Annotated in this window: 23 protein-coding genes and 1 tRNA gene; 16 read left to right on the top strand and 8 right to left on the bottom strand. The window is 69.9% G+C overall.

Going from position 1 to position 25,553, the window contains the following annotated elements:
- Positions 1-20: 20 nt before the first annotated feature.
- The 4 genes from QRO03_RS03920 (at position 21) to nusG (ending at position 3,216) form a co-directional block, all read left to right on the top strand.
- The gene (locus tag QRO03_RS03920; protein ID WP_285136209.1) at positions 21-1,382 is read left to right on the top strand and encodes an NAD-dependent succinate-semialdehyde dehydrogenase; all 1,362 of its coding nucleotides are present in this window, start codon (positions 21-23) and stop codon (positions 1,380-1,382) included.
- Positions 1,383-1,631: 249 nt separating this feature from the next.
- Positions 1,632-1,704, top strand: a tRNA-Trp gene (locus tag QRO03_RS03915).
- 42 nt (positions 1,705-1,746) lie between these two features.
- Positions 1,747-2,022 carry a preprotein translocase subunit SecE gene (secE, locus tag QRO03_RS03910; protein ID WP_183420560.1) on the top strand — a complete coding sequence of 92 codons (276 nt, stop codon included), beginning with the start codon at positions 1,747-1,749 and terminating at the stop codon, positions 2,020-2,022.
- A gap of 60 nt (positions 2,023-2,082) precedes the next feature.
- Positions 2,083-3,216 carry a transcription termination/antitermination protein NusG gene (gene nusG / locus QRO03_RS03905; RefSeq protein ID WP_285136208.1) on the top strand — a complete coding sequence of 378 codons (1,134 nt, stop codon included), beginning with the start codon at positions 2,083-2,085 and terminating at the stop codon, positions 3,214-3,216.
- A gap of 1,097 nt (positions 3,217-4,313) precedes the next feature.
- Here nusG and QRO03_RS03900 read toward each other — a convergent pair.
- On the bottom strand, positions 4,314-5,162 hold the full coding sequence (locus tag QRO03_RS03900) for a PDDEXK family nuclease (RefSeq protein WP_285136207.1): 849 nt from the start codon (positions 5,160-5,162) through the stop codon (positions 4,314-4,316).
- 738 nt (positions 5,163-5,900) lie between these two features.
- On the opposite strand from QRO03_RS03900, the gene rplK reads away from it, so the two are divergent.
- From rplK to QRO03_RS03870, 6 genes are all read left to right on the top strand, one after another.
- Positions 5,901-6,332 (top strand): 50S ribosomal protein L11, encoded by a 432-nt coding sequence (gene rplK, locus QRO03_RS03895; RefSeq protein WP_013585556.1) that lies wholly within the window; start codon positions 5,901-5,903, stop codon positions 6,330-6,332.
- 11 nt (positions 6,333-6,343) lie between these two features.
- The gene (gene rplA, locus QRO03_RS03890; protein ID WP_183420557.1) at positions 6,344-7,036 is read left to right on the top strand and encodes a 50S ribosomal protein L1; all 693 of its coding nucleotides are present in this window, start codon (positions 6,344-6,346) and stop codon (positions 7,034-7,036) included.
- A gap of 304 nt (positions 7,037-7,340) precedes the next feature.
- On the top strand, positions 7,341-8,147 hold the full coding sequence (locus tag QRO03_RS03885; protein ID WP_285136206.1) for an amino acid ABC transporter substrate-binding protein: 807 nt from the start codon (positions 7,341-7,343) through the stop codon (positions 8,145-8,147).
- Between the two features lie 132 nt (positions 8,148-8,279).
- A complete protein-coding gene (locus tag QRO03_RS03880) occupies positions 8,280-8,945 on the top strand; it encodes an amino acid ABC transporter permease (protein ID WP_285136205.1) in 666 nt (221 codons plus the stop codon).
- Positions 8,932-9,732, top strand: coding sequence for an amino acid ABC transporter ATP-binding protein (locus QRO03_RS03875; RefSeq protein ID WP_285136204.1), 801 nt, complete (start codon positions 8,932-8,934; stop codon positions 9,730-9,732). The genes QRO03_RS03880 and QRO03_RS03875 overlap by 14 nt, the downstream gene beginning before the upstream one ends.
- Positions 9,733-9,758: 26 nt before the next feature.
- Entirely contained in the window at positions 9,759-10,820 is a 1,062-nt protein-coding gene (locus QRO03_RS03870; RefSeq protein WP_285136203.1) for an NAD(P)H-dependent flavin oxidoreductase, read from the top strand.
- Positions 10,821-10,922: 102 nt separating this feature from the next.
- On the opposite strand, the gene QRO03_RS03865 is transcribed toward QRO03_RS03870, so the two are convergent.
- Entirely contained in the window at positions 10,923-11,198 is a 276-nt protein-coding gene (locus QRO03_RS03865) for an acylphosphatase (RefSeq protein WP_285136202.1), read from the bottom strand.
- A gap of 293 nt (positions 11,199-11,491) precedes the next feature.
- Entirely contained in the window at positions 11,492-12,139 is a 648-nt protein-coding gene (locus tag QRO03_RS03860; protein WP_285136201.1) for a LysE/ArgO family amino acid transporter, read from the bottom strand.
- 69 nt (positions 12,140-12,208) lie between these two features.
- Here QRO03_RS03860 and QRO03_RS03855 point away from each other — a divergent pair, with 69 nt between their 5' ends.
- Positions 12,209-13,093 carry a LysR family transcriptional regulator ArgP gene (locus QRO03_RS03855; protein WP_285136200.1) on the top strand — a complete coding sequence of 295 codons (885 nt, stop codon included), beginning with the start codon at positions 12,209-12,211 and terminating at the stop codon, positions 13,091-13,093.
- A 2-nt stretch (positions 13,094-13,095) separates the two neighbouring features.
- Here the strand turns inward: QRO03_RS03855 and QRO03_RS03850 are convergent, their stop codons facing one another.
- From QRO03_RS03850 to QRO03_RS03835, 4 genes are all read right to left on the bottom strand, one after another.
- On the bottom strand, positions 13,096-14,115 hold the full coding sequence (locus QRO03_RS03850; RefSeq protein ID WP_502883000.1) for an NADP-dependent oxidoreductase: 1,020 nt from the start codon (positions 14,113-14,115) through the stop codon (positions 13,096-13,098).
- A gap of 371 nt (positions 14,116-14,486) precedes the next feature.
- Positions 14,487-14,948 (bottom strand): MarR family winged helix-turn-helix transcriptional regulator, encoded by a 462-nt coding sequence (locus QRO03_RS03845; protein ID WP_285136199.1) that lies wholly within the window; start codon positions 14,946-14,948, stop codon positions 14,487-14,489.
- Between the two features lie 4 nt (positions 14,949-14,952).
- A complete protein-coding gene (locus tag QRO03_RS03840) occupies positions 14,953-16,713 on the bottom strand; it encodes an MDR family MFS transporter (protein ID WP_285136198.1) in 1,761 nt (586 codons plus the stop codon).
- Between the two features lie 96 nt (positions 16,714-16,809).
- Positions 16,810-17,490, bottom strand: a complete 681-nt coding sequence (locus QRO03_RS03835; protein WP_285136197.1) for a YqaJ viral recombinase family protein — start codon at positions 17,488-17,490, stop codon at positions 16,810-16,812.
- A gap of 103 nt (positions 17,491-17,593) precedes the next feature.
- Here QRO03_RS03835 and QRO03_RS03830 point away from each other — a divergent pair, with 103 nt between their 5' ends.
- The 4 genes from QRO03_RS03830 to rplL all read left to right on the top strand — a co-directional run bounded on the left by QRO03_RS03830 (position 17,594) and on the right by rplL (position 20,571).
- Complete coding sequence (locus QRO03_RS03830) at positions 17,594-17,995, top strand: SIP domain-containing protein (RefSeq protein ID WP_285136196.1); 402 nt, start codon at positions 17,594-17,596, stop codon at positions 17,993-17,995.
- 426 nt (positions 17,996-18,421) lie between these two features.
- A complete protein-coding gene (locus tag QRO03_RS03825) occupies positions 18,422-19,174 on the top strand; it encodes a hypothetical protein (RefSeq protein WP_285136195.1) in 753 nt (250 codons plus the stop codon).
- A gap of 455 nt (positions 19,175-19,629) precedes the next feature.
- Positions 19,630-20,145 (top strand): 50S ribosomal protein L10, encoded by a 516-nt coding sequence (gene rplJ, locus QRO03_RS03820; protein ID WP_285136194.1) that lies wholly within the window; start codon positions 19,630-19,632, stop codon positions 20,143-20,145.
- A 39-nt stretch (positions 20,146-20,184) separates the two neighbouring features.
- Positions 20,185-20,571 (top strand): 50S ribosomal protein L7/L12, encoded by a 387-nt coding sequence (rplL, locus tag QRO03_RS03815; RefSeq protein WP_285136193.1) that lies wholly within the window; start codon positions 20,185-20,187, stop codon positions 20,569-20,571.
- Between the two features lie 7 nt (positions 20,572-20,578).
- On the opposite strand, the gene QRO03_RS03810 is transcribed toward rplL, so the two are convergent.
- Positions 20,579-20,782 carry a hypothetical protein gene (locus QRO03_RS03810; RefSeq protein ID WP_285136192.1) on the bottom strand — a complete coding sequence of 68 codons (204 nt, stop codon included), beginning with the start codon at positions 20,780-20,782 and terminating at the stop codon, positions 20,579-20,581.
- Positions 20,783-20,898: 116 nt separating this feature from the next.
- Between QRO03_RS03810 and QRO03_RS03805 the strand changes: the two genes are divergently transcribed.
- Complete coding sequence (locus QRO03_RS03805; protein WP_285136191.1) at positions 20,899-25,551, top strand: ExeM/NucH family extracellular endonuclease; 4,653 nt, start codon at positions 20,899-20,901, stop codon at positions 25,549-25,551.
- Positions 25,552-25,553: the final 2 nt, after the last annotated feature.

Here is a 25,553-nt window from a genome sequence, read left to right as displayed (position 1 = left end):
TCGAAACGACAAGGAGCACCATGAGCGACTACGCCGTCGTCAACCCCGCCACGGGGGAGACCCTCGCCGAATACGACACGCTGACCGACGCCGGAGTCGAGGACGCCCTGGCATCCGCCCACGAGGGATACCGCACCTGGTCTCGGACCGCTCCGGCCCAGCGGGCCGAGGCGCTCCGCCGTGTGGCCGAGCTGCACCGCGAGCGCCGTGACGACCTCGCCGCGATCATCGTGCGCGAGATGGGCAAGCCGCTCGAGGCGGCCCTGGGCGAGGTCGACTTCGCCGCCGACATCACCGAGTACTACGCCGACGTGATCGACAAGATCACCGGGGACACCCCGCTCGACATCCTGGGCGAGGGGTCGGCGGTGATCCGCCGCTCGCCGCTGGGCGTGCTGCTGGGCATCATGCCGTGGAATTTCCCGTACTACCAGGTCGCCCGTTTCGCGGCCCCGAACCTCGCGGTCGGCAACACGATCCTGCTCAAGCACGCCCCCCAGTGCCCCGAGTCGGCGGAGGCGCTGCAGGCGATCTACCGCGACGCGGGGCTGCCCGACGGCGCGTACGTCAACATCCGGGCGACCAACGACCAGGCGGCGACTATCATCGCCGACCCGCGCGTGCAGGGCGTGTCGGTCACCGGCTCGGAGCGCGCCGGTGCCGCCGTCGCCGAGATCGCCGGCCGCAACCTCAAGAAGGTGGCGCTGGAACTCGGCGGCTCCGACCCGTTCATCCTGCTGTCCACGGACGACCTGGATGCCGCCGTGCAGGCCGCCGTCGACGCGCGCCTCGACAACAACGGCCAGTCGTGCAACGCCGCCAAGCGCTTCATCGTGATCGACGACCTGTACGACGCGTTCGTCGAGAAGTTCTCGGCCGCGCTCGGCGAGGCGAAGGTCGGCGACCCGTTCGCCGACGACACCGTGCTCGGTCCGCTGTCGTCGCTCGCGGCCGCCGAGCGCCTCGACGAGCAGGTGCAGCGCGCGGTCGCCCAGGGCGCGACGGTGGAGGTCGGCGGTACGCGCGACGGGGCGTTCTACCCCGGCACCGTGCTGACGGGCATCACGCCCGACATGGACGCGTACGGCGAGGAGTTCTTCGGCCCCGTCGGCACCGTCTACCGGGTCGCCGACGAAGAGGAGGCGATCGAGATCGCCAACGGCACCGGCTACGGGCTGGGCTCCTACGTCTTCACCACGGATGCCGAGCAGGCGCAGCGCATCGCCGACCGGATCGAGGCCGGCATGGTCTACGTGAACGTCGTGCTCGCCGACTCGCCCGAGCTCCCGTTCGGCGGCGTCAAGCGCAGCGGCACCTCGCGCGAGATGGGTCTGCTGGCGGCCGACGAGTTCGTCAACAAGAAGCTCATCCGCACGGTGTGACCGGCAGAACGTCCCCGGCCCGGTTTGCGGGGTCGGGGACGCTCGGCGTGCCGGGCGGGCGGCATCCGAGCGCCCTCTCCGCCCCTTCGATGGGTGGCTCGGTTCGCCAGGTCGGGGCACATGGCATAGACTGGGAAGTGCAGTCGAAATCTGCATTCTTTCGCCGTGCCCTCGGGTACGCGGCATCCTCCCCCGAGAGATTCCAGGCGGAAGTGCGCCGGTTTCGTTTCCTGGATCCCTCGGGATCTTAGGGCGGTAGCTCAATTGGCAGAGCAGCGGTCTCCAAAACCGCAGGTTGCAGGTTCGATTCCTGTCCGCCCTGCGCACAGCGCACGCTGGCACAGACACAGACCAAGGTGGTTCGATGACGCAGGACGAGGCGAGCGGCGAGATCGTCGCCGAGCGCGGCGCCCCCCGCGAGAAGAAGCTGAACTTCTTCGCGCGGATCGCCCTCTTCATCCGTCAGGTCTTCGCAGAACTCCGCAAGGTCGTCACGCCGACGCGGCAGGAGCTGCTGAAGTTCACCGCCGTGGTCCTCGGTTTCGTCGTCGTCATGATGGCGATCGTCTATGGCCTCGACGTGCTGTTCGTGTGGATCACCACCGCCGTCTTCGGCGTCCCCGGTACCGCCGGCGCCTGACCGGCGTTCGTGCGGACGTGCGGCGCCAAGAGCGGCCGCCTCTGAACGGAAGAGATCACAGTGTCTGAAAGATATGTCGACGACGCCGATTGGGCGACGGCAGCCGAGCAGTCCAGCGAGGACGACGAAGCCCAGGAGGGCAACGTGCTCGAGTCCCAGGAGCGCGCCTCCGACTCGGCCGAGCACTCCGCCGTGCACATCGTGGAAGACGAAGACGAGGTCGACGACGCCGACCTCAGCGACATCGACATCACCGACCCGGAGGCGGACGCGATCGTGAACGACGCTCTCGAGATCGACGAGACCAGCGAGGCCGAGGCCGCCGCCGAGGTCCTGAACGACTCCCTCGCCGAGGAGCAGGCCGAAGAGGCCGCGGAAGCAGCCGACGAGGTCACCCCCTACGACGGCCCCGACGTCAACGGCGAGCCCGACGAGCCCGTGCTCGACGAGGACTTCGTCGACGAGGTCTCCGCCGCAGCCGGCGTGGTCGACGAGGTCGAGGCCGGCGAGTCCGCCGCCGACGCGCCCACCGACCTCCACTCCGAGGACCTCGAGGCCGACGACGAGGACGCCGACCCGTACGAGGCCTACCGCACCGAACTGCGGTCGCTCCCGGGCAAGTGGTACGTCATCCACTCCTACGCGGGGTTCGAGCGCAAGGTGAAGGCCAACATCGAGCAGCGCAAGTCGACGCTCGAGGTCGAGGACGACATCTACCAGGTCGAGGTCCCCATGGAGGACGTCGTCGAGATCAAGAACGGCCAGCGCAAGATGGTCAACCGCGTGCGCATCCCCGGCTACGTGCTGGTGCGCATGGACCTCAACGAAGACACCTGGTCGGTCGTGCGTCACACCCCCGGCGTGACCGGCTTCGTGGGCAACGCCCACAACCCCACGCCGCTGCGTTTCGACGAGGCGTTCAACATGCTGAAGAGCCTGGTCGAGGTCAAGGAGTCCGCTCCCACCAAGGCCGGCGCCGCCAAGGGCTCGGCGACGGCCCAGCGCGTCATCCCCGCCGAGGTCGACTTCGAGACCGGCGAGACGATCACGATCAAGGAGGGCTCGTTCGCGGGTCTTCCCGGCACGATCAGCGAGATCAAGCCCGAGAGCGGCAAACTCACCGTGCTCGTGTCGCTCTTCGAGCGCGAGACCCCCGTCGAGCTCTCGTTCGACCAGGTCACCAAGATGGTCTGACGCCCCGCGCGTCTCCCGAACGCCCCGCCCGGCTCTCGCCGGCGGGGCGTTCGTCGTTGGCGCCCATCGTTGTCGCCCGTCGTTGTCGCCTGTCGGTCGTCCGGTCGTCCGTCGCTCGCCGGTCGTCTGTTGCTCGCCGGTCGTCTGTCGTTCGCCCGGTTGTCGGCGCTCGCCGGTCGTCTGTCGCTCGCCCGGTTGTCGGCGCTCGTTCCGGTCGCTGAGCGGCGTCAGCGAGCAGCGCGCCCGCGATCCCCACGCATAAACACGATCCGTGCGCGGAAACACGCTGTCGCCGTGTTTATCCGCACGGATCGTGTTTATGCCGTTGGCTCAGGCGCCGCGCTTACCCGGCCAGGGACGATGTGGCCCGTCGGAGCGCGGTACCCACGCGGGTGCGTTCGCCGGCGGCGGCCATGCGGGGTGCGTTCGCCGGCGGCGGCCACACGGGTGCGTTTGCCCGCGGCATCCACGCATAAACACGATCCGTGTGCGGAAACATGCTGTCGCCGTGTTTATCCGCACGAAACGTGTTTATGCCGTTGGCCCGGGCGCCGCGCTCGGCGGGCGGGGACGAGGTCGCCCGTCGAGGTGGGGTACCGATGCGGGGTGCTTTCGGCCGCGGTGTCCACGCATAAACAAGATCCGTGCGCGGAAACACGCTGTCGCCGTGTTTATCCGCACGGATTGTGTTTATGCCGTCGGCTCAGGCGCCGTGCTTACCCGGCCAGAGACGATGTGGCCCCTCGGATTGCGGTACCCCCGCGTTCGCCGGCGGCGGCCACGCCGCTTGCGTTCGCCGCGGCCATGCGGGGTGCGTTCGCCCGCGGCTCCCAGCAACCCATGCGGGGTGCGTTCGCCCGCGGCATCCACGCATAAACATGATCCGTGCGCGGAAACATGCTGTCGCCGTGTTTATCCGCACGAAACGTGTTTATGCCCAGGGGGAAGGCGCCGCATGGCAACGTAGGGCAGGGCATCGGCCCGTAATCCGCGGCATCGGCGCGACCGAGCGTTCGCCCGCGGCGGCCGTGCCCTGACCGCGCCTACGCGGGACATTGCGGTGATGCGAGTTCGTCAACGCGGCTGCCGTCCGCGCGTCACAACGAGCGCGGATTGTGACCGACGGATGTCAGCGCCGCCGCCTCGGCGCGCCGCACGGGGGTGAGCCCCGCGGCGAGAAGGGCGGACCTCAGCCCCTCGACGCCGGTAGCCCCCGCGTAGTCCCACCGGGCGATGCGCCAGCCGGCTCGGCGGAGAGCGTCTTCGCGGCGCTTCTCGGCGCGGAGGGCCTCACCCGCGCCGTCTCCCTGGTACTTGACCCATCCGTCCGATTCGCCGATGACCTTGCGCTCGGGCCAACAGAAGTCGGATCTATAGACACGACCGTCGATCTCATGCTCCGTTTGAAGCGCCGGATTGGGGAATCCGCACCACTCGATGACGACCCGGCTGATCGACTCCGCGGGGGATTCCGAAAGCGGCGTCGCACGATTCAGCACCCACTCCATGCGTCGAAGGCCGAACGTGTTGCGTTGAACGGAGCCTCGCTCGAGGAGATCCACCCCGAACAAGCCGAAGGAGCGCGACGCCGCGTCGGCGACGGCGAGCCCCAATGCGGGAGGGAGGGCGCGGGCGAGGTCGACGACGACGTCCTCGACCGGTGTCGTCCGGATGCCGGCCGTCTCCAGCGTCGCGCGTCGGTCCGCGCTCGTGTGCACGGCGACGTCGCCGTACTTGGCCGAGCGTGCGCGGCGCCCGTCGAAGATGTGGATCAGCCGCGGATGCCCGAACGTCGGTAGACCGAGGAGTGCGGCAGCCGACTCGTGCGAGAAAACGGCGTCGCGTCGTGCCGTGGCGAACGCGTGGACGCGGACCAGGTAACGCTCCCACGGGGAAAGCCCCTCCCATCGGACGCGTGCCGTGTAGACCCCAGGACGGACGCGCACCAGCCGCCCGTCGCGCGACGGCGGCGGTTCGGAGAACGACACACGCGTAGCGAGCACCAGCGGTGTCGGCGATGCGCGCAGTGATCGAGGTACGACATCCATGCGGTGGAGGATGGCAGCTTTGCCGGAGTGGGATGCGCGTCCTGTGGATAAGTCCCCTGGTGCTGACGCATAAACACTGTTCGTGCGGGGAAACACGTCGTCGTCGTGTTTCTGCGCACGGATCGTGTTTATGCGTGAGGAGACCGGCAGTGGCGCGACGAAACCGGATGCCGGATGCCGTGCGGATGCCGCGACACGTGGCCGTGGAGCGGGCCGCTGGGGGAGCGCGGAGGGGCGGGGGACTGCGGGCGGAGCGGAGCGGGCCGGTGGGGGAGAGAGGGGCGGAGCGGGCCGGCGGAGGAGCGGCGCGGTGGGGAAGCAAGCGGCGGAGCGGGCCGCTGGAGGAGCGAGGGGCGGAGCGGGCCGGCGGGGGAGCGGCGCGGTGGGGAAGCAAGCGGCGGAGCGGGCCGGTGGGGGAGCGCGGCGCAGGGCCCGGCCGGCGGGGAGGGCGCTGCGGGGGAGGTGGGGCGAGCGGGCGGGGCGGCGGAAGCGACGCGAACGATGGATGCCGATGGATGCGACGTCGCGTATGATGGGGAGGTTGCGTGCGACAGCACGTGACGACCGCTGCCCGGAACCGCCGGGTGTGCGGGAGAGAGGGAGCCGCGAGGCCCCCGCTCGAGAGAGGAAAAGGATATGGCACCCAAGAAAAAGGTGACCGGCCTGATCAAGCTCCAGATCAAGGCGGGCGCGGCCAACCCCGCGCCGCCGATCGGTCCGGCGCTCGGTCAGCACGGCGTCAACATCATGGAGTTCTGCAAGGCCTACAACGCGGCGACCGAAGCCCAGCGCGGCAACGTCATCCCCGTTGAGATCACGGTCTACGAAGACCGCAGCTTCACCTTCATCCTGAAGACCCCGCCCGCTGCGGAGCTCATCAAGAAGGCGGCTGGCCTTGCCAAGGGCTCGTCCACGCCCCACACGGTCAAGGTGGGCAAGCTCACCAAGGACCAGGTCCGCGAGATCGCCACCACGAAGCAGCCCGACCTGAACGCGAACGACATCGAGGCTGCCTCGAAGATCATCGCCGGCACCGCCCGTTCCATGGGCATCACGGTCGAGGACTGAGGGAGATAACAATGGCTACCAAGTCCAAGGCATTCCGCGCCGCTGCTGAGAAGATCGCGGCCGACACGTTCTACACCCCGACTGAGGCCGTCGCCCTCGCGAAGGAGACCGGCTCGAAGAAGTTCGACTCGACCGTCGAGGTCGCGCTGAAGCTCTCGGTCGACCCCCGTAAGGCAGACCAGATGGTCCGCGGCACGGTCATCCTGCCCCACGGCACGGGCAAGACCGCGCGCGTCATCGTCTTCGCCAACGGCCCCGCGGCCGAGGCGGCTCTGGCCGCCGGCGCCGACGAGGTCGGTGGCACCGACCTCATCGAGAAGGTCGCCGCCGGTTACACGTCGTTCGACGCCGCCGTGGCGACCCCCGAGCTCATGGGCCAGGTCGGTCGCCTCGGTAAGGTCCTCGGACCCCGCGGCCTCATGCCGAACCCGAAGACCGGCACCGTGACCCCCAACCCGGCCAAGGCCGTCGAGGAGATCAAGGGCGGAAAGATCGAGTTCCGCGTCGACAAGCACGCCAACGTGCACTTCGTCGTCGGCAAGGCGTCGTTCTCGGCCGAGCAGCTCGACGAGAACCTGAAGGTCGCTCTCGAAGAGATCGTCCGCCTGAAGCCCTCGAGCTCGAAGGGCCGTTACATCCAGAAGGGCGCCGTCTCGACCACCTTCGGTCCCGGCATCCCGCTCGACGTCAACGTCATCGCCTGACGTCTGTCGTCATCCGGAAGCCCCGCCGCGCCTCGTGCCGGCGGGGCTTTCGCGTGCCCGGTCGACCCCGCGGCACCCCGGTCGCCCGCCCGTCCGTGCCCGTTCCGGCGTCGTCGGTCTGGACCGCGCGTCGCCCGCCACCCTCCATCCGTCCGTGCCCGTTCCGGCGTCGTCGGTCTCGACCGCCGCCCCCCGACACGCACGAACGTGCAACACAGCGTCATCGGGGAAGAGACGGACGCGCGAGCGTGTTCTGCTTGAGGGCGCCGATCGCGCCACCCCCATCACCATGTCTGGAACAGCTATGCCCCGTCGCCGTCTGACCGTCCTCGCCGCCACCCTGGGCCTGAGCGCCCTCGCGCTGACCGCCTGCAGCGGCGGTGCGACCTCCGAGGCCGCCCCGGGAGCGGGATCCGAATACGGTCTCGTCTCCGACGGCACCTTGACCGTCGCCACCGAGGGCACCTACCGCCCGTTCTCGTTCCACGAGGGCGCGGGCGACCTCACCGGCTTCGACGTCGAGATCGCACAGGCGGTCGGCGACAAGCTCGGCCTCCAGGTCACGTTCCAGGAGACCCAGTGGGATGCCATCTTCGCCGGCCTCGACGCGGGACGCTTCGACGTCATCGCCAACCAGGTGTCGATCAACCCCGAGCGTGAAGAGAAGTACACCTTCAGCGCCCCGTACACGGTGTCCCGCGGTGTCGTCGTCACCGCCGACACCGACGACTCGATCTCGAGCTTCGCCGATCTGTCGGGAAAGACGACCGCGCAGTCGCTCACGAGCAACTGGTACGAGCTGGCCACCCAGAGCGGCGCCCAGGTCGAGGCCGTCGAGGGCTGGGCCCAGGCCGTCGCCCTTCTCAAGCAGGGTCGCGTGGACGCCACGGTCAACGACCAGCTCACCTACCTCGACTACGAGAAGACGAACAGCCCCACGGGCCTGAAGATCGCCGCCGAGACCGAGGACACCTCGGAGAGCGCGTTCGCCTTCAAGAAGGGCCAGGACGCCCTCGCGCAGGCCGTCGACGGCGCACTCGACGAGCTTCGCGCCGATGGCACGCTCGCGGAGATCAGCCAGAAGTACTTCGGTGCCGACGTCACGCAGTAACGACCCGCTGTAAAGCCCCGCGGATCGATCGTCTCCCGCCCCTAGCGTGGGAGTCGGTCGGTCCGCGTCCGCGTGTGCGCGAGCACCCGCGCGCAGGATCCGGGCCGCACGCCCGCAGGAGGAAGGAGGCCCATGAACGACATCTGGACGCTGTTGCTCGACTCGTTCTGGCCGATGGTTCTGGCGGGGCTGCGGGGCACCATCCCGCTGTCGCTGGCCTCGTTCGCGATCGGTCTCATGATCGCGTTGCTCATGGCACTGCTGCGCCTCTCGCCCAACGTGGTGTTGTCGGGGATCGCCCGGTTCTACATCTCGATCATCCGCGGCACGCCGCTGCTGGTGCAGTTGTTCGTGATCTTCTACGGCCTGCCGTCGTTGAACATCACGATCGACCCGTTCCCCGCGGCGGTCATCGCCTTCTCGCTCAACGTCGGCGGCTATGCGGCGGAGATCATCCGCGCGGCCATCCTCTCGGTCCCCCGCGGACAGTGGGAGGCGGCCCACACCGTCGGACTCTCGCCCACCAAGACGCTGACGCGCATCATCCTGCCGCAGGCCGCGCGCGTGTCGGTGCCGCCCCTGTCGAACACCTTCATCTCTCTCGTGAAGGACAGCTCGCTGGCATCCCTCATCCTGGTCACGGAATTGTTCCGCCAGGCCCAGAACATCGCCGCCTTCTCGTACGAATTCATGGCCGTGTACCTGGAGGCGGCGCTCATCTACTGGCTGTTCTGCCTGGTGCTGTCGTTCGGGCAGAACGCCCTCGAGAAGAGGTTGGACCGCCATGTCGCCCACTGAGAACCCTCTGCTGCAGGTCACGGGGCTCGAGAAGAGCTTCGGGACGAACAAGGTGCTCGCGGGCGTCGATCTCGAGGTGCGCCGCGGTGATGTGCTCGTGCTGATCGGGCCGTCGGGGTCGGGCAAGACGACGGTGCTCCGCTGCCTGAACGGCTTGGAGACCCCGGATGCCGGAGTCGTGGCGTTCGAGGGAGGGCCACGCGTCGACTTCGGTGCGAAGGTCACCAAGGGCGATCGGACGGCGCTCCGTGATCGCTCGGCCATGGTGTTCCAGCACCACAACCTGTTCCCGCACCTGACGGTGATCCAGAACGTCATGGAGGGGCCGGTGCAGGCCCACGGCGTGTCTCGGGCTGAGGCGGGGGAGCGGGCCGAGAGGCTGCTGGCGCGCGTCGGTCTGTCGGAGAAGCGCAACGCCTACCCGTCCGAGTTGTCGGGCGGTCAGCAGCAGCGGGTCGGCATCGTCCGCGCGCTCGCCCTCGAGCCGCAGCTGCTGCTGTTCGACGAGCCCACCAGCGCCCTCGACCCCGAGTTGGTCGGGGAGGTGCTGACGGTACTGCGCGAACTCGCGAACGAGGGGTGGACCATGGTCATCGTCACGCACGAGCTCGGCTTCGCCCGCGAGGTCGCCGACGAAGTGCTGTTCTTCGACGAGGGTGTGATCGTCGAGCGTGGAGCTCCCTCGGAGCTGCTGCGGCAGCCGAAGAAGGAGCGCACGCGGCGCTTCCTGAATCGTCTGCTGCGTCCTCTCGACGGCCCTGATCCCGCGTCGGACGAAACCGCCTAGCGCCCCGCCGGGAGTAGCGTCGGAGCATGGGACGCCTCGAAGATCTGCTCGGCATCGACACGCCCGTCGTCCTCGGCCCGTTCGGTGGCCTCTCGTCCGTCGCGCTGACCGCGGCCGTCAGCGGCGGCGGCGGTCTCGGTTCGTTCGGGCTGTACGGCTACGCGCCCGAACGCGTCCACGACACGGTCGCGGCGCTGCGCCGGGCGACGACGGGCCGCATCGCGGTGAACCTGTGGTGGCCCCGCGGTGACGAGGTCACACCCGCTGATGTCGACGTCGCCCCCTTCGTCGCCGCCGCCGCCCCGCTCTTCGCGGCCGCCGGTGTCACCCCGCCCCTGCCCCCGGCATCCTTCATGCCGACCCTCGCCGCCCAGCTCGACGCGGTCTTCGACGCCCGGCCCGACGTGCTGAGCGTCGTCTTCGGGGTCCCGGATGCCGACACCCTCGCCCGCGCGGCGTCACTCGGCATACGGGTCGTCGGAACAGCCACCTCGGTCGCCGAAGCCGTGGCGCTCGAGGCCGCCGGCGTCGACGCCGTCGTCGCGACGGGGTCGGAGGCGGGAGGACATCGGGTGTCGTTCCTCCGCGACCCGGCGCACTCGCTCGTCGGTACGTTCGCGCTGGTACCGCAGGTCGTCGACGCCGTCGGCATCCCGGTGATCGCCGCGGGTGGAATCGCGGACCGACGAGGCGTCGCGGCGGCGTTCGCACTGGGGGCCGAGGGTGTGCAGGTCGGCACGGCGTTCCTCCGCACCCGGCAGTCCGCCGCGACGGACGGTCATCGGGCGGCGATCACCGCGTCCGCCGACACCGACACGGTCTTGACGCGGGCGATGAGCGGACGGCTGGCCCGTGGCATCCCGAACCGCGCGATGCGCGAGCTCGAGGCGTCGGGCATGATCGCACCGTTTCCCGCGCAGAACTGGCTCACCGGGGTGTTCCGTGCCGCGGCGACCGCGTCGGGCGACGCCGATCTGGTGTCGCTGTGGGCCGGGCAGGCGGCGGCTCTCGCGCGTCTCGACGACGCTGCGGAGGTCCTCACCGACCTGCGGGCCGGGGTTCCAGCCGGCCACTCGGGCCCCGCTTGAATCACACAGAATCGCGCCGATCTCGCAGGATTCTCGCCGGAAGATGCGAATTTCGCCTCATCCTCCGCGTTCGATGAGCCCGCCCCCGTCCGCGGCGTCTGGTCAGGCCGTCGCGCGGATCTCGAAGCCGTCGGGAGGCGTCTCGCTGCTCTCCTCGGCGTCGACGCGGTCGACCCCCGCCGACGGTGGTCCGTCATGGGCCCAGGCGATCACGCTGTCGACGGTCGCCGCATCCCCGGCGATGAGCGCCTCGACCGAGCCGTCTCGACGGTTGCGCACCCAGCCGCGGGCGCCCGCGCGCTGCGCTTCGTTCTGCAGGGCGTAGCGGAAGCCGACGCCCTGCACTCGCCCGTGCACCGTGATCGTCACCGCTCGCATGCGGTCATTCTCGCCGAGCGACTCGCGATCTGTGCGGGATCCCGCGGGTTCGGGGCGGATTCGGCGGTTCGGGGCGGGCGGATCCCGCCCCGAACGGCGGATCGCGCCCCAGGTCCGAGGTCCCGCCCCGAACGGCGGATCGCGCCCCAGGTCCGAGGTCGCGCCCCGAACGGCGGATCGCGCCCCAGGCCCGAGGTCGCGCCCCGAACGGTGGATCGCGCCCCGAATCTCGGACCGCGCCCGACGGATCGACGGCCGCGACCCGGGCAGCCCCCGGTGCCGGCCCCGCCGCGTCAGTGCGGCAGAACGAGGGAGAGGGCGATGGCGAACATCACCACGGCGATGACGGCGTCGAGTATCCTCCACGCGCGCGGGGTGTCGAGCCAGCGGCCGAGGTAGCGTGCGCCGAACCCCAGCGCCGAGAACCACGCGAGGCTGGCGATGCAGGCGCCGATCGCGAACGCCCAGCGGTCCTCTCCGTGCGTGGATGCCACGGAGCCGAGCAGGAAGACGGTGTCGAGGTACACGTGCGGGTTGAGCCACGTGAGCGCGAGGCACGTCAGCACGGTGGCGGTGAGGGTCGTGCGGGTGCGGAGCGCGGTGCCCCCGGCATCCGTCGTCGTGGGCGTCCCCGTGTTGACGCGCAGGGTCTCGCCGCTGGGACGCAAGGCCCGCCGCGCCGCGAGCACTCCGTAGCCGACGAGGAACGCCGCCCCCGCCCAGCGCACGACCACGATCAGCCACGGCACGGCCTGGAGCACGAGCCCGATCCCCGAGACGCCGAGCAGGATCAGGATGGCGTCGGAGAGCGCGCACACCGCGACGACGGCGAGCAAGTGCTCGCGCCGCACGCCCTGCCGCAGCACAAATAGGTTCTGAGCGCCGATGGCGACGATGAGAGAGAAGCCAAGGCCGAGGCCGGCGAGCAGGGGAGTGAGCACGTTCCGACGGTAGGGCGACAGCGTTCAGAAGACCAGCTCAAGATTCTGCAGGACCATTAGCATCGCTTCATGTCTATTCCGCTCGATCTGGCCCGCACCCTCGCCGCCGTGGTGGAGGAGGGGACACTGGATGCCGCCGCCCGTCGCCTCCACATCACCCCCTCCGCGGTGAGTCAGCGGGTTCGCGCTCTCGAGGATCAGCTCGGACGGGTCGTGCTCGTGCGCTCGAAGCCCGTGCGCACCACCGAGGCGGGGGATGCGGTGGTGCGGCTCGCGCGCCAGCTCTCCTTGCTGGAGCACGACGCGCTCGCCGCGATGGGCGCGGAGGGAGGGTCGGTGGCATCCGTCCCCCTCGCGGTGAACGCCGACTCGCTCGCCACCTGGTTCCTGCCGCCGTTGGCCCGGGTCGCGGCCCGCCGCCCCGTCGTGTTCGACCTGCACCGCGACGACCAGGATTTCACGGCGGGACTGCTGGAATCGGGGACGGTGATGGCCGCCGTCACCTCGCGAGAGGCCCCGGTCGCCGGGTGCCGCGTGCGCCGGCTGGGGGTTCTGCGCTACGAGGCGGTGGCCACGGCGGACTTCGCGACGCGGTGGTTCCCCTCGGGCGCTCACCCGGACGCGCTGGGCTCTGCGCCGGTGGTCGACTTCGACCGGCGCGACGACCTCCAATCGCGTTGGCTCGCCCGGCGGGATGTGGCGGTGGTGGGGCCGCCGCGACACCGGGTGCCGGCATCCCAGGACTTCGCCACCGCGATCGAGCTGGGTCTCGGCTGGGGTCTTCTGCCGGGCTTCCAGTCCGCCGCGGGCCTGGCATCGGGTGCGCTCGTGCGCCTGGGCGAGGATCCGGTCGACGTGCCGCTGTTCTGGCAGCAGTGGAACCTCACCTCTCCGCTGCTCGACGACATCGCCGACGAGATCGTCGGCGAGGGGCGTCGCGTGCTCGCGGCGTGAGGTCAGTCGCCGCTGACCCGCAGCACGATCTTGCCGCGCGTGTGCCCGCGTTCGAGCTCCGTGTGCGCGGCGGACGCCTCGGCCAGGTCGAACACCCGGTCGACGTAGACCCGCACCGCGCCGGAATCCAGAAGGCGCGCGATGGTCGCGAGGGCACTGCCGTCGGGGATCGTCTTGTAGTCGGTGCAACGGATGCCGCGCGCGGCGGCCGCCTCGCGGAATCCCGGCCACGCGCCGGTGGGGACCTCGATGAGCAGCCCGCCCGGACGGAGGACCTCGAGCGAGCGGGTGCCGGTGTCGTCGGAGACGTCGCCGATGAGATCGATGACGACGTCGACGTCGTCCAGCACGTCTTCGAACCGCGTCGAGGTGTAGTCGACAACCTCCGACGCACCGAGCTCGCGGAGCCACGCGAGATTGCGCGGCGACCCGGTGGCGATGACGTGCGCGCCGAAGTACGCGGCGAACTGCACCGCGAAGTGACCCACTCCGCCACCTCCCGCGTGGATGAGGATGCGCTGCCCCTGATGCGCGAGGGCCGTCTCGACGACGAGCCCCCACGCTGTCAGGGCGGCGACCGGCACTCCGGCGGCCTCGACGTGCGAGAGCGAGAGCGGCTTACGGGCGAGCGAGAGGGTCGGCACGACGACGTACTCGGCGTAGGTGCCCGCCGTGCGGGGGACGGCGGCCATGCCGTACACCTCGGTCCCGACCGGGAACGGGTGCGCGTCGAAGGGGGCGCGCACGACGACACCGCTCACGTCGAGTCCGAGCACCGCGGGCCACGCGTCGATGGATGCCGACATCCCGCGTCCGGCGCGCGTCTTGGCGTCGATCGGGTTGATGCCCGCCGCGACCACCCGCACGAGCACCTCGCTCAGCACCGGCTGGGGCACCGCGGTCTCGGCGATGCGCAGCACGTCGGCTGCGCCCGGCGCGTCGTAGACCACCGAACGCATCGTCTCGGGCACCGCGGGAGCGGGGTGCAGGGCGGCCTCGGGACGCGTCGATCGGAATCTCATCGGGCGCTCTCTCTCGCGGGTGTTCGCAATCGAGGCGGCTCCGCCCCGACGATCCCAGTCAAGCGCGTCATTGTCTCGATGGTGTTTCGCCGCCGTCACCGTGTCGCGAAGCCCGATCGGCGAGTTTGCTTCGGCAGCGGCAGCGGCAGCGGCAGCGGCAGCGGCAGCGGCAGCGGCAGCGGCAGCGTCAGGCGGTAGTGGCAGCGTGGGGCGGCGGCGGCAGAGGCATCGCCAGCGGCGGCGGCACGGAGTGGCCGACCCCGCCACGGCGGTGCGCGCCACGGTGCCGGCGGGTGCCGCCGCCGGCACCCGTCGAGGGCCGTCCGTCCGGGCCGCGCCCACCACCGGGGCGCGCCGCAGGGTCGAAGACCTCAGTCCCGCGCCGGGACCTCTCCCACGGCCAGCGCGTGCAGCAGCGTCGAGAGGTGGCGGATGTCGTCGATCGACCAGTCGGCGATGGCCTCGAAGAGTCGGCTCTCATGCGGAGCGCGCGCGTCGGCGAGCCGGCGATGGCCGAGCTCGGTGACGGCGATGAGGCGCGAGCGGCCGTCGTTGGGGTCGGGGGTGCGGGTGACGAGCCCGAGCTCCTCGAGCTCGGTGATCGACCGGCTGAGGAAGCCCTTGTCGGCGGCCAGGCGTTCGGCCAGGGCCGAGAGGGTCAGCGGCCCGAACCGGCTCACGACGGAGAGAGCCTTGAACGTGGCCGGGAGCATTCCGGGGCTCACGCGTTCCGCCGCCTCGGAGACGAAGCGGCGGAACACGGTCATGAGCTCCGAGAACGACGATTCCAGGGCCTGTACGGCCACTCGGCGGTCATCGGTCACGTCGCTCATCACGTCAGCCATCCTCTCCCATCTCGGCGTCGCGGTGGGTGCGGCGGGAGGTCGCGGCATCCACGGTCCTGACCGAACCGGTGGCGGCGAGGGCGCCGTCGCCGGCACGGGGGTCGGTGGAAGCATCCAGGGTCCGCACCGATCCGGTCGCGGAGAGGGTGGCCATGGCCGCGGGGACGGAGACGGTCGCGAGGTCGGCTTCGCTCGCCGCCACGCGCTCGCTCGTGGTCATGCGGGTCAGCGGACGGTTCGGCAGGAACAGGATGGCGACGAGGCTGACCACCGCGACCGGCACCGCGATGAGGAACGAGTGGGCGATGGACTGCGCGTAGATGTCCTCGACGATGATGCGGACGCTCTCGGGCAGCGCCGAGACCTGCGGGATCGTTCCGGACTGCAGCGACTGGGCCACGGCGGCGCCGTTCGCGCCCAGACCCATGATCGCCGCCTGCAGGTCTGCCGCGCGGTCGGTGAACAGGCTCGTCGCCATGCTGGCGAGAGCGGCACCCATGACCGAGACGCCGATCGTGCCGCCGAGGCTGCGGAAGAACGTCACCCCCGAGCTCGCGGCTCCCATCTGGGCGGGGTCGGCGGTGTTCTGCACGATGAGCACGAGGTTCTGCATGGTCATGCCGACGCCCGCGCCCAGGAGGAACATGTACAGCGAGACAAGGGCGAAGTTGGTGTCGTAGTGGATGGTCGACAGCAGGAACGATCCGGCGATCAGCAGCACTCCACCGGCGATGAGGAACGGCTTCCAGCGACCGAAGCGGGAGATCAGGGCACCGACGACGATGGATGCCACGAGCAGGCCGCCGATCATCGGGATGGTCATGACGCCGGCCTCGGTGGGCGTGGCGCCACGGGCCATCTGCATGTACTGGCTGAGGAAGACCGACGTTCCGAACATGGCCAGTCCCGTCGCGATCGAGGCGATCGTGGCGAGTGTGAAGGTGGCGTCGCGGAAGAGGGTGAGAGGAACGAGCGGCTCGGACGAGCGGAGCTCGACGACGATGAACAGGACCGCTGCCAGCACGGCGCCACCGACCATGAGGGTGGTCTCGAGGCTCGCCCAGTCGAAGGAGGTGCCGGCGTTGGTCACCCAGATCAGCAGCAGCGACACCGCTGTCGACAGCAGCACGATGCCGACGTAGTCGATCTTGACCTTGCGCTTCGCGCGGACCGGCAGGTGCAGCGTGCGCTGCTGGATGAGCAGGGCGGCGACGGCGAAGGGGAGGGCGACGAAGAAGTTCCAGCGCCAGCCGAAGGCGTCGGTGATGACGCCGCCGAGCAGCGGGCCGCCCACGGTCGCGACGGCCATGACCGCGCCGAACAGGCCCATGTAGCGGCCGCGCTCGCGGGGGCTGATGATGTCGGCCATGATGACCTGGCTGAGGGCGGCGAGACCGCCGGCACCCAGGCCCTGCACCGCGCGGAAGGCGATGAGCATCTCGGTGTTCTGCGAGAACCCGGCGGCCGCGGTGGCGAGCACGAAGATGGCGATCGCGACCTGGATCAGCACCTTGCGGTTGAACAGGTCGGCGAGCTTGCCCCAGATGGGGGTCGAGATCGCGGTGGTGAGGAGGGTCGCCGTGATGACCCAGGTGTAGGCGTTCTGGTCGCCCGACAGGTCGTGCACGATGACCGGCAGCGACGTCGAGACGACGGTCGAGGCGAGCATCGACACGAAGGTGCCGAGCAGCAGCCCGATGAGGGCCGGGAGCACGCGCCGCGGGGCGGCGGTCTCAGGGGAAGTGGTTGTCATGCGGAACTCCACGTGGGGGACGGATGCCGCGACGACGATGGCGCGATTAGTTGACTGATGTCAACGATACGCCTATTGCTTGACTTGCGTCAACTATCAATCGAGGAGCGCGAGGGCGCGATACCTCTCCGTGGGTTCCGGGCGCACGGGCTCGGGGCGCGGCTGGCGCGTCTGCATCGTGCGGCGGTAGAGCTCGTCGATGAGGGAGGTCGCCAGGTTGACGAGCTTGCCGATCTCGCGCTCGTCGCGGTCGATCCACTGGCAGCGGGGTTCGTCGTGCAGCGGGACGAAACCGTCGTGCTGCTCCCAGGCCACGAGGGTGCGCTCGGCGCCGAGCACGTGCTGCTGCCACCAGATCTGCCGCATGTAGGTGCGGGGGATCGAGCGCCACGCCTTGTTGGTGGTCTTGATCTCGGCGAGGACGACGCGTCCTTCGCCGTCGACGACGACGCCGTCGGGAGTGGCGAGGTGACGCTTCTCGACGACCGCGTGGTACAGCGCGGAGGAGGGGCGGATGCCGTGCGTCGCCGCGACCCAGGCGGCGATCTCGGGTTCGCGCCGACGACCGTGCGCGGTGAAGGCGTTGCCCGAGAAGTTCGAGCCCATGAGCTTGGCATCCGCCGCTCGCGAGATCGCGTTCGGGCTCGTGAGGGTCGCCACGTCGGTCGCTGTGATGCCGCGGGATCGCGCGCGGATCCAGGCCACTCGATCGCGGGAGTCGGCGACGATCCGTGCGTCGAGGTCGGCGCTTCGGGAGGCGACGAACTCGGGGGACATGCGTTCGACCCTAACCCCGCTCGCGCGTGGACCGTATGCGAACCTCGGCGCGTCGGCATCCGGGGTCTTGTCATGCAGGTAAGGGTGCCCTAAGTTGATGGGCATGACTTCGGATGCCGCTTCGCTGCGCCGCCCCGACGGCGGTCGCTGGTGCGATCTCGAGGGCGCGGTGCTGCTGGGCGGCGACGCACGGAACCTCCCCGAGATGCGACGGATCGCCGCCGCTCTGTCGCCGTCCGCGCACGTGACGGTGCTGGTGGAGGTGTGCGGATCCGACCAGGTCGGCGTCATCGACGCCCGCGAGGGACGGGTGAGCTGGCTGGATCGGTCGCTGGACGGCGGGCTCCGCCCGCGCGGCGAACGTCTCGCGCAGGCGATCCACGCCTGGTGCGCGGAGTGGGCCTGCGGCGACGACCCGGTCTGCACGGTCTGGCTGGGCGCCCGCACGCCGTCCCGGATCGTGCGCATGACCCGCGCCCTGCTGCCCGAGCCGCGCATCTCCTGACGTCTGTCGCTGGGTTGCCGCGGGGTGCCGAGATGACCGTCTTTTCGCGAGATGACCGGCGATTGGTCGAGAAGGCGGGTCATCTCGGCAGGCGGAGGTGATCTCGGCGCAGCGGCGATCGGGCGTCACCCCTCCTCCACAGGGGGAGAGAGCGAGCGCTCGCGGTGCAGGATGCCGCAGCATCGACGGATGGAGCGGGAAGAGCGGGCGGCGAGGGGCGTGGGCGAGGGGCTCTTCACTCGGGAGGAGCTACTGTCCCGCGGCGTGTCCGCCGGTGTTCTCGCGCTCGCTTCTCGGAGTGGCCCCTGGCTGCGTCTGCAATCCGGCGCGTACGTCGACCGTGAAGTGCATCTCGCGCGGCCGCCGGTGGAGAGGCACAAGATCGCCCTGGATGCGGCGTCCCGGTGCATGCGCGGTGGGTCAGCCGTGGTGTCCCATCTCTCGGCGGCGGTCCTCCACGGGTTGCCGCAGTACCGCTTCGGCGACCGCGAGGTGGAGGTCACGCTCGCGGGGCCCGTCGGGGGGTCCAGTCGTGACGGGCTGCGACGTCACCTGGATGCGCTCCCCGACGGCGATGTCGTGTCGATCGGCGGTGTCGCCTGCACCAGCCTCGACCGGACCGTGTTCGACGTCGCACGCACGGCGTCGGTGGAGATGGCGCTGGCCTGCGCCGATGCGGCGCTCCGGCGTGAGGCGGTGTCGGGGCGCCGGTTCGATGCCGCGGCGCAGGAGCGATGGCGGGAACGTCTACGCCATCGAGCGGATCAGGCGTCGGGTCGACGCGGGGTCCGTCGCGCGCGCCGCGTGATCGAGTTCGCCGACGGTCGCGCCGAACTGCCCGGTGAGAGCATCAGCCGGTTGCAGCTCCATCGCATCGGGTTCCGGCAGATCGACCTTCAGATCGCCGTCGCCGGTCCGCGAGGGGCTGACTACTTCGTCGACATCGGGCTGCGCGAGGTGCGCACCTTCTGGGAGTTCGACGGCGAGGTCAAGTATCGGGATGCCGCGATGCGCGGTGGTCGATCCGTCGAGACGGTCCTGCTCGACGAGAAGCGCCGCGAGGACTGGATCCGGGGCGCGACGCAGTGGCGGCTGTGCCGAGGAGGTTTCGCAGACGTGCGGACACCCGAGACGCTGGCCGCCCGCCTCGCATCCTTCGGCATTCGCCCTCCACGCTGAGCGCGTGCCGTGGGCCCCGCCGGGGTGCCGAGATGACCCGAGATGCGCGAGATGACCCGCGATTCGCGCGAACGGCGGGTTATCTCGGTGATCGAGGGTCATCTCGGCGTCGAGAGCGGGGGACGCGGCGCGGAGGCCGGGGGCGGGGCGGGCGGCGGTGCGCGCGCGGCGGGGGCGGGCGCGGCGGGGGCGGGCGCGGCGGGGGCGGATTGGCGAAGGGGGCGAGGGTCGGGTACAGTGGGGGCAAGCCAAAGACCGTCGGTTATCGGAGTGCTCGCACTCCGGTCGAAGCGTCTGCTGAGAAGCAGAGAACCTACGCAGGTCACTTGAACTCCTCCCGAAAGGGAATCCGAGCTCCGTGCGCCTGCGCCGGAGCTCTTCTTTTTTGCCCAGACCCGGTGTCTTCGGCCGGCGCCCCGCCATCGCGGAGCGCCTCGTACACACAAGGAGTGGCCATGGCGCAGAAGGATGCATCGGTCGCCGAGCTCACGAAGAACTTCGAGAACTCGACCGCCGTTCTGCTGACCGAGTACCGCGGTCTGACGGTTGCCCAGCTCAAGCAGCTGCGCAACGACATCCGTCAGGACGCGGATTACGCCGTGGTGAAGAACACGCTGACCAAGATCGCCGCGAACAACGCGGGGGTCACGGGACTGGATGACGAGCTCAAGGGCCCGTCCGCCATCGCGTTCGTGCACGGCGACCCCGTCGCCGTCGCGAAGAGCCTGCGTGCCTTCGCCAAGGCTAACCCTCAGCTCGTGGTGAAGGGCGGCTACTTCGATGGCGCCGCTCTGACCGCGGATGAGGTCAACAAGCTCGCCGATCTCGAAAGCCGTGAAGTCCTGCTGGCGAAGCTCGCCGGCGCGATGAAGGCGACGATGACCAAGGCGGCATACGTCTTCCAGGCGCTTCCGTCGAAGGCCGTTCGCACGGTCGACGCGCTGCGCGAGAAGCAGGACACCGCGGCCTGACCCGGCCCCGGATGATTAACCCGATCAAGGAGATACAACATGGCTAAGCTCAGCACCGAAGAGCTGCTCGACGCGTTCAAGGAGCTCACGCTCATCGAGCTGTCCGAGTTCGTCAAGGCGTTCGAGGAGACCTTCGACGTCACCGCCGCCGCCCCCGTGGCTGCCGCAGGCCCCGCCGCCGGTGGCGCCGCCCCCGCCGAAGAGGTCGAGGAGAAGGACTCGTTCGACGTCGTCCTCGAGGCCGCCGGTGACAAGAAGATCCAGGTCATCAAGGTCGTCCGCGAGCTCACCTCGCTCGGCCTCGGCGAGGCCAAGGCCGTCGTCGACGGTGCTCCCAAGGCCGTGCTCGAGGGCGCGAACAAGGAGACCGCCGAGAAGGCCAAGGAGGCGCTCGAGGGTGCCGGCGCCACGGTGACCCTGAAGTAATAACGCTTCACGCGGTCGCGGCAACGCGATACACGAAGACCCGGATGCCACTGGCATCCGGGTCTTCGTCGTTGTCAGCCGAGGGACCCGAGTTGCCGCGGGCATCCGGGTCTTTGTCGACGGAGCCGCATTCGTGCGGCGCGGTGGTCGGCTCTCGGACGGCACGGGAAGCGTGGTACCCGGTTTCACGGGTCGAGGGACCGATGTTCACCAGATCGAAACGTTGAAGCCTGGGAAAACCGTATGCCCATCGTTTACGGTCGTTGTGAACCCCCGTCGATCCCCCCATCCGACGTCGATCGTTCGCGCGTCGGTACCTGGAGACTCATGCCCATCGCTTCATCCCGCGTGCCCGCACGCCGTTTCACGACCGCATTGAGCGCCGCCCTCGGTGCCGCTCTGCTCGGTTCCGCCCTCGTCCCGCTCCCGGCCTTCGCCGCCGACGGCCCGCGGGTGGTGATCAACGAGGCCTACCTGAAGGGTGGAAGCGCCGGTGCTTTCTTCAACCAGAAGTTCGTCGAGTTGTACAACGCCGGCGATACCGCGCAGGACCTCAGCGGATGGTCGCTGCAGTATCGTTCCGCGGGCAGTGTGGACGCCCCGACCGGCGCGAACACGCAGCCGCTGACCGGATCCATCGCCCCCGGCGGCTACTACCTCATCGGTATACCCGGAAACGGCGCCAACGGCGCCGGCCTTCCCGCGGCCGATGTCACCAGCACGGGTCTGAACCCCTCCGGCACGAACGGGCAGCTGTTCCTCGCCAACGTGACCGAATCGCTCGCCCTGCCCGCCGGCTCCGTCACCGACGGCCGCGTGGTGGACTTCCTCGGCTACGGCACCGCCTCCAGCTACGAGACGCAGGCGGCGACCGTCGAGGGGCCGAACGGAACTGCGAACGCGCTCGTGCGCACGGACTTCGTCGACACGAACGACAACTCCCTCGACTTCACCAACACCACCGCCGTGACGCCGCAGGGCTCGGGGGGCGCGGTGACGCCGACGCCCGCGCCGACCGCCACGGCCACCCCGACCGCAACGCCGACGGCAACGCCCACGCCCGCGCCGACGGTCACCCCGGGCGCGGTCACGCCGATCCGCGACATCCAGGGCACCGGCGCCACGACGCCTCTCGCGGGCGCGACCGTCACCACGCGCGGTGTCGTCACCGCCGCGTACCCGACGGGCGGTTACAACGGGTTCTTCATCCAGACCCCCGGCACCGGCGGCCCGCTCGACCCCGCCACCCACACCGCGTCCGACGCGATCTTCGTCTACGGCTCCGCCGCGACCGCCGAGGTCGCGATCGGCCAGCACGTCGAGGTCACCGGTACGGCGGGCGAATTCTCCGGACAGACGCAGATCACCGTCGACGCCCCCTCGGTCAGCATCCTCACCGAACAGGCGGCCGAGGTGCGCCCCGCGAAGATCACCTGGCCGAAGACCGACGAGGAGCGCGAGCGCTTCGAGGGCATGCTCCTCGAACCCCAGGGCGACTTCACCGTCACCAACACCTACTCGACCAACCAGTACGCCGAGGTGGGTCTCGCCGCCGGTACGACGCCGCTGCGCACCCCCACGGACGTCGCCCGCCCCGACAGCCCGGAGTACGTCGCGGCCGTCGCCGACAACAACGCGCGAGCGGTCGTGCTCGACGACGGTGCGTCGATCAACTTCCTGAACGACGCGAACAAGGGCATCCCGCTGCCGTACCTCTCGCTCACCGAGCCGGTACGCGTCGGCGCGCCGGTGTCGTTCGCGACGCCGGTCATCCTCGACTTCCGCAACAACGCGTGGAAGTTCCAGCCGACCCAGCAGCTGACCGTCGACAACGCCGCCACCGTGCAGCCGGCGACGTTCGCGAACGATCGAACCAATGCCCCGGCGGCCGTCGGCGGCAACGTGAAGATCTCGAGCTTCAACGTGCTCAACTACTTCACCACCACGGCCGAGAGCGTCGGCTGCACCTCGACGTACAAGGACCGCGAGGGCAACCCGATCACGGCCGACACGTGCCCCGCTCCCGGGCCCCGCGGTGCGGCGAACGACGCCAATCTGAAGCGCCAGCAGGACAAGATCGTCGCCGCCGTCAACGGACTCGGAGCCGACGTCGTCTCGCTCGAGGAGATCGAGAACTCCGCCGTCTTCGGCGAGGACCGGGATGCCGCGCTGTCCACCCTCGTCGACGCGCTCAATGCCGCGCTCGGCTCGTCGCAGTGGGCGTTCGTCCCCTCGCCCGCCGTGCTCCCGGCATCCGAAGACGTCATCCGCACCGCCTTCATCTACAAGAAGGCCGTGGTCGCACCGTCCGGTGACAGCGTCATCCTCGACGACCCGGCGTTCCGCAACGCCCGTCAGCCGCTCGCGCAGGCCTTCGCTCCGGTCCAGCATCCGGATGCCAAGATCCTCGCGATCGTGAACCACTTCAAGTCCAAGGGCGACAGTCGTCCCGCCGCCACCGGCGACAACGCCAACGGCATCCAGGGCGCCTTCAACGGTGACCGCGTGCGCCAGGCCGACGCCCTCGGGAAGTTCGCGGCGGCCCGCTCGGCCGACGTGGGCACCGACGACGTGTTCCTGCTCGGAGACTTCAACGCGTACACGCAGGAGGACCCGATCCAGAAGCTGCGCGAGTACGGCTTCGAGCCGCTCGAAGCGGGCACGGGCAAGTACTCGTACTCGTTCAGCGGTCAGTCCGGCTCGCTCGACCACGTGCTGGCGTCGCCGTCGGCCCGGGAGCTCGTCACCGGAACCGACATCTGGAACATCAACGCCGTCGAGGCACTCGCGCTCGAATACAGCCGCTACAACTACAACGTGCGGAACTTCTACGACGCCTCGCCATACCGCTCCAGCGATCACGACCCGGTGATCGTGGGGCTCGACCTCGGGCCCGAGACCACCGACATCACCCTGCTCGGCATCAACGACTTCCACGGTCGCATCGACGCCAACACGGTGAAGTTCGCCGGCACCATCGAGCAGCTGCGCGCAGCCGGAGGTGAGGACAACACGCTATTCCTCTCCAACGGAGACAACATCGGCGCGTCGCTCTTCGCCTCGGCGTACTTCGACGACGAGCCGACCATCGAGGTGTTGAACGCGCTCGAGCTCGCCGCATCCGCCGCGGGAAACCACGAGTTCGACAAGGGCGCCGCCGACCTCACCGGTCGCGTGTCCGACTCCGCCGACTTCCCCTATCTCGCGGCCAACGTCTACAAGGACGGGCAGCCCCTGCTCGACGAGTACGCGATCTTCGAGGTCGACGGAGTGCGTGTGGGCATCATCGGCGCCGTCACGCAGGAGACGGCGCAACTCGTTTCGCCGGGCGGCATCGAGGGCATCGAGTTCCGCGAGCCCGTCGCCGAGGTGAACCGCGTCGTGGCCGAGATCAAGGACGAGGTCGACGTCATCGTCGCCGAGTACCACGAGGGTGCCGCCGAGGGCGACTCCACGGGCGAGACGATCGAAGAAGCGGTGGCCGCCGGCGGCGCCTTCGCCAAGATCGTGAACGAGACGGATGCCACGGTCGACGCGATCTTCACCGGTCACACCCACCAGAAGTACGCGTGGGACGCTCCCCTTCCCGGTGGAGAGGGCACACGCCCGATCGTGCAGACCGGAAGCTACGGCGAGAACATCGGTGAGATCGTGCTGACCGTCGACCGCGAGAACGGTGCCGTGGTCGACTACTCCGCCCGCAACGTCGCCCGCCTCGCGTCGGCGACCGTGCCGAACGATCCCGCGCAGACCGCGGCGAACAGCGCCGCGCTCGATGCCGAGCTGATCGCCGCCTACCCGCGCGTGAAGGAGGTCGACCGCATCGTCACGCTCGCGCGCGCCGAGGCCGACCGCGTCGGTGCGCAGCCGGTCGGGTCGGTCACCGCCGACATCACCACCGCGTTCCGCGGCGGATCGTACGTCGACGGCGTCTACACGGGCGGCCAGCGCGACGACCGCTCGAAGCAGTCGGCTCTCGGCGGCCTGGTCGCCGACGCCCTCCGCGACACCCTGGCCGACCCCACGCGCGGCGGGGCGGAGATCGCGCTGGTGAACCCGGGCGGTCTGCGGGCGGAACTCCTCTACGCGGGCGACGGGGTCATCACCCTGGCCGAGGCGAACGCCGTGCTGCCTTTCGTCAACAACCTGTGGACCACCACGCTGACCGGGGAGCAGCTGCGACTCGCCCTCGAACAGCAGTGGGGTGACACGGCGGGCCGCGACCGCGATCTCGCCCTCGGCGTCTCGGACAATGTGCGCGTCACGTACGACGTCGCGCGGGGCCTGGGTCAACGAATCACCGGCATCTGGATCGACGGGGCTCCCGTCGACCCGGCGGCTACCTACCGGGTCGGCTCGTTCAGCTTCCTCCTGCAGGGCGGTGACGCGTTCGCCGTCCTCGGACAGGGCGCCGACACGCGTGATTCCGGCCTCATCGACCGCGACGGGTGGATCGACTACCTCGAGGCGAACCCCGGCCTCACCCCCGACTTCACCGCGCGTGCGGTGCAGGTCTCGGGTGTGCCCGCTCAGGTCGTGCCCGGCGGCGACGCCACCGTCTCGGTCTCGAACCTCGACCTCACCTCGCTCGGAGCTCCGGCCAACACGTCGCTCTCGGCGACGTGGGGTGCGACGGCCGGGGCCGGGGCGGCCGCCGACTTCCCCGTCGCGAACGGGGCGGCGACGGTCACCCTCGCCGTTCCCGCCGACGCCACAGGCGAGGTCGCGCTGCAGCTCGTCGCTCAGCCGAGCGGTACCGATGTGACGGTCCCGATCCAGGTCGGCGTCCTCGGCGGTGGCGACGGTTCGGCCCCCGGTTCCGGAGGCGGTGCAGGTCACAGCGGCTCGTCGGGCAAGGGCGGCTCCCTGGCCGTGACCGGCACCGACGCGGGCTGGATGGGCGCAGGCGTCCTCGCGGCGCTCGCGCTGCTCGGACTCGGTGTGCTCGCTCGTCGCCGGGCGGTACGCCAGGCCGACTGATC

Source organism: Microbacterium sp. lyk4-40-TSB-66, assembly GCF_030209475.1.
Classification (GTDB): Bacteria; Actinomycetota; Actinomycetes; order Actinomycetales; family Microbacteriaceae; genus Microbacterium.
The sequence above is the reverse complement of the archived record's forward strand: the minus strand, read 5'-3'. Positions and strand labels throughout refer to the sequence as shown.

Coding starts and splice junctions, on each gene's coding strand:
- QRO03_RS03920 (WP_285136209.1), top strand. CDS start 21: ATGAGCGACTACGCCGTCGTCAACCCCGCCACGGGGGAGACCCTCGCC.
- secE (WP_183420560.1), top strand. CDS start 1,747: ATGACGCAGGACGAGGCGAGCGGCGAGATCGTCGCCGAGCGCGGCGCC.
- rplK (WP_013585556.1), top strand. CDS start 5,901: ATGGCACCCAAGAAAAAGGTGACCGGCCTGATCAAGCTCCAGATCAAG.
- rplA (WP_183420557.1), top strand. CDS start 6,344: ATGGCTACCAAGTCCAAGGCATTCCGCGCCGCTGCTGAGAAGATCGCG.
- QRO03_RS03885 (WP_285136206.1), top strand. CDS start 7,341: ATGCCCCGTCGCCGTCTGACCGTCCTCGCCGCCACCCTGGGCCTGAGC.
- QRO03_RS03880 (WP_285136205.1), top strand. CDS start 8,280: ATGAACGACATCTGGACGCTGTTGCTCGACTCGTTCTGGCCGATGGTT.
- QRO03_RS03875 (WP_285136204.1), top strand. CDS start 8,932: ATGTCGCCCACTGAGAACCCTCTGCTGCAGGTCACGGGGCTCGAGAAG.
- QRO03_RS03870 (WP_285136203.1), top strand. CDS start 9,759: ATGGGACGCCTCGAAGATCTGCTCGGCATCGACACGCCCGTCGTCCTC.
- QRO03_RS03865 (WP_285136202.1), bottom strand. CDS start 11,198: ATGCGAGCGGTGACGATCACGGTGCACGGGCGAGTGCAGGGCGTCGGC.
- QRO03_RS03855 (WP_285136200.1), top strand. CDS start 12,209: ATGTCTATTCCGCTCGATCTGGCCCGCACCCTCGCCGCCGTGGTGGAG.
- QRO03_RS03850 (WP_502883000.1), bottom strand. CDS start 14,115: ATGAGATTCCGATCGACGCGTCCCGAGGCCGCCCTGCACCCCGCTCCC.
- QRO03_RS03845 (WP_285136199.1), bottom strand. CDS start 14,948: ATGAGCGACGTGACCGATGACCGCCGAGTGGCCGTACAGGCCCTGGAA.
- QRO03_RS03840 (WP_285136198.1), bottom strand. CDS start 16,713: ATGACAACCACTTCCCCTGAGACCGCCGCCCCGCGGCGCGTGCTCCCG.
- QRO03_RS03835 (WP_285136197.1), bottom strand. CDS start 17,490: ATGTCCCCCGAGTTCGTCGCCTCCCGAAGCGCCGACCTCGACGCACGG.
- QRO03_RS03830 (WP_285136196.1), top strand. CDS start 17,594: ATGACTTCGGATGCCGCTTCGCTGCGCCGCCCCGACGGCGGTCGCTGG.
- rplJ (WP_285136194.1), top strand. CDS start 19,630: ATGGCGCAGAAGGATGCATCGGTCGCCGAGCTCACGAAGAACTTCGAG.
- rplL (WP_285136193.1), top strand. CDS start 20,185: ATGGCTAAGCTCAGCACCGAAGAGCTGCTCGACGCGTTCAAGGAGCTC.
- QRO03_RS03805 (WP_285136191.1), top strand. CDS start 20,899: ATGCCCATCGCTTCATCCCGCGTGCCCGCACGCCGTTTCACGACCGCA.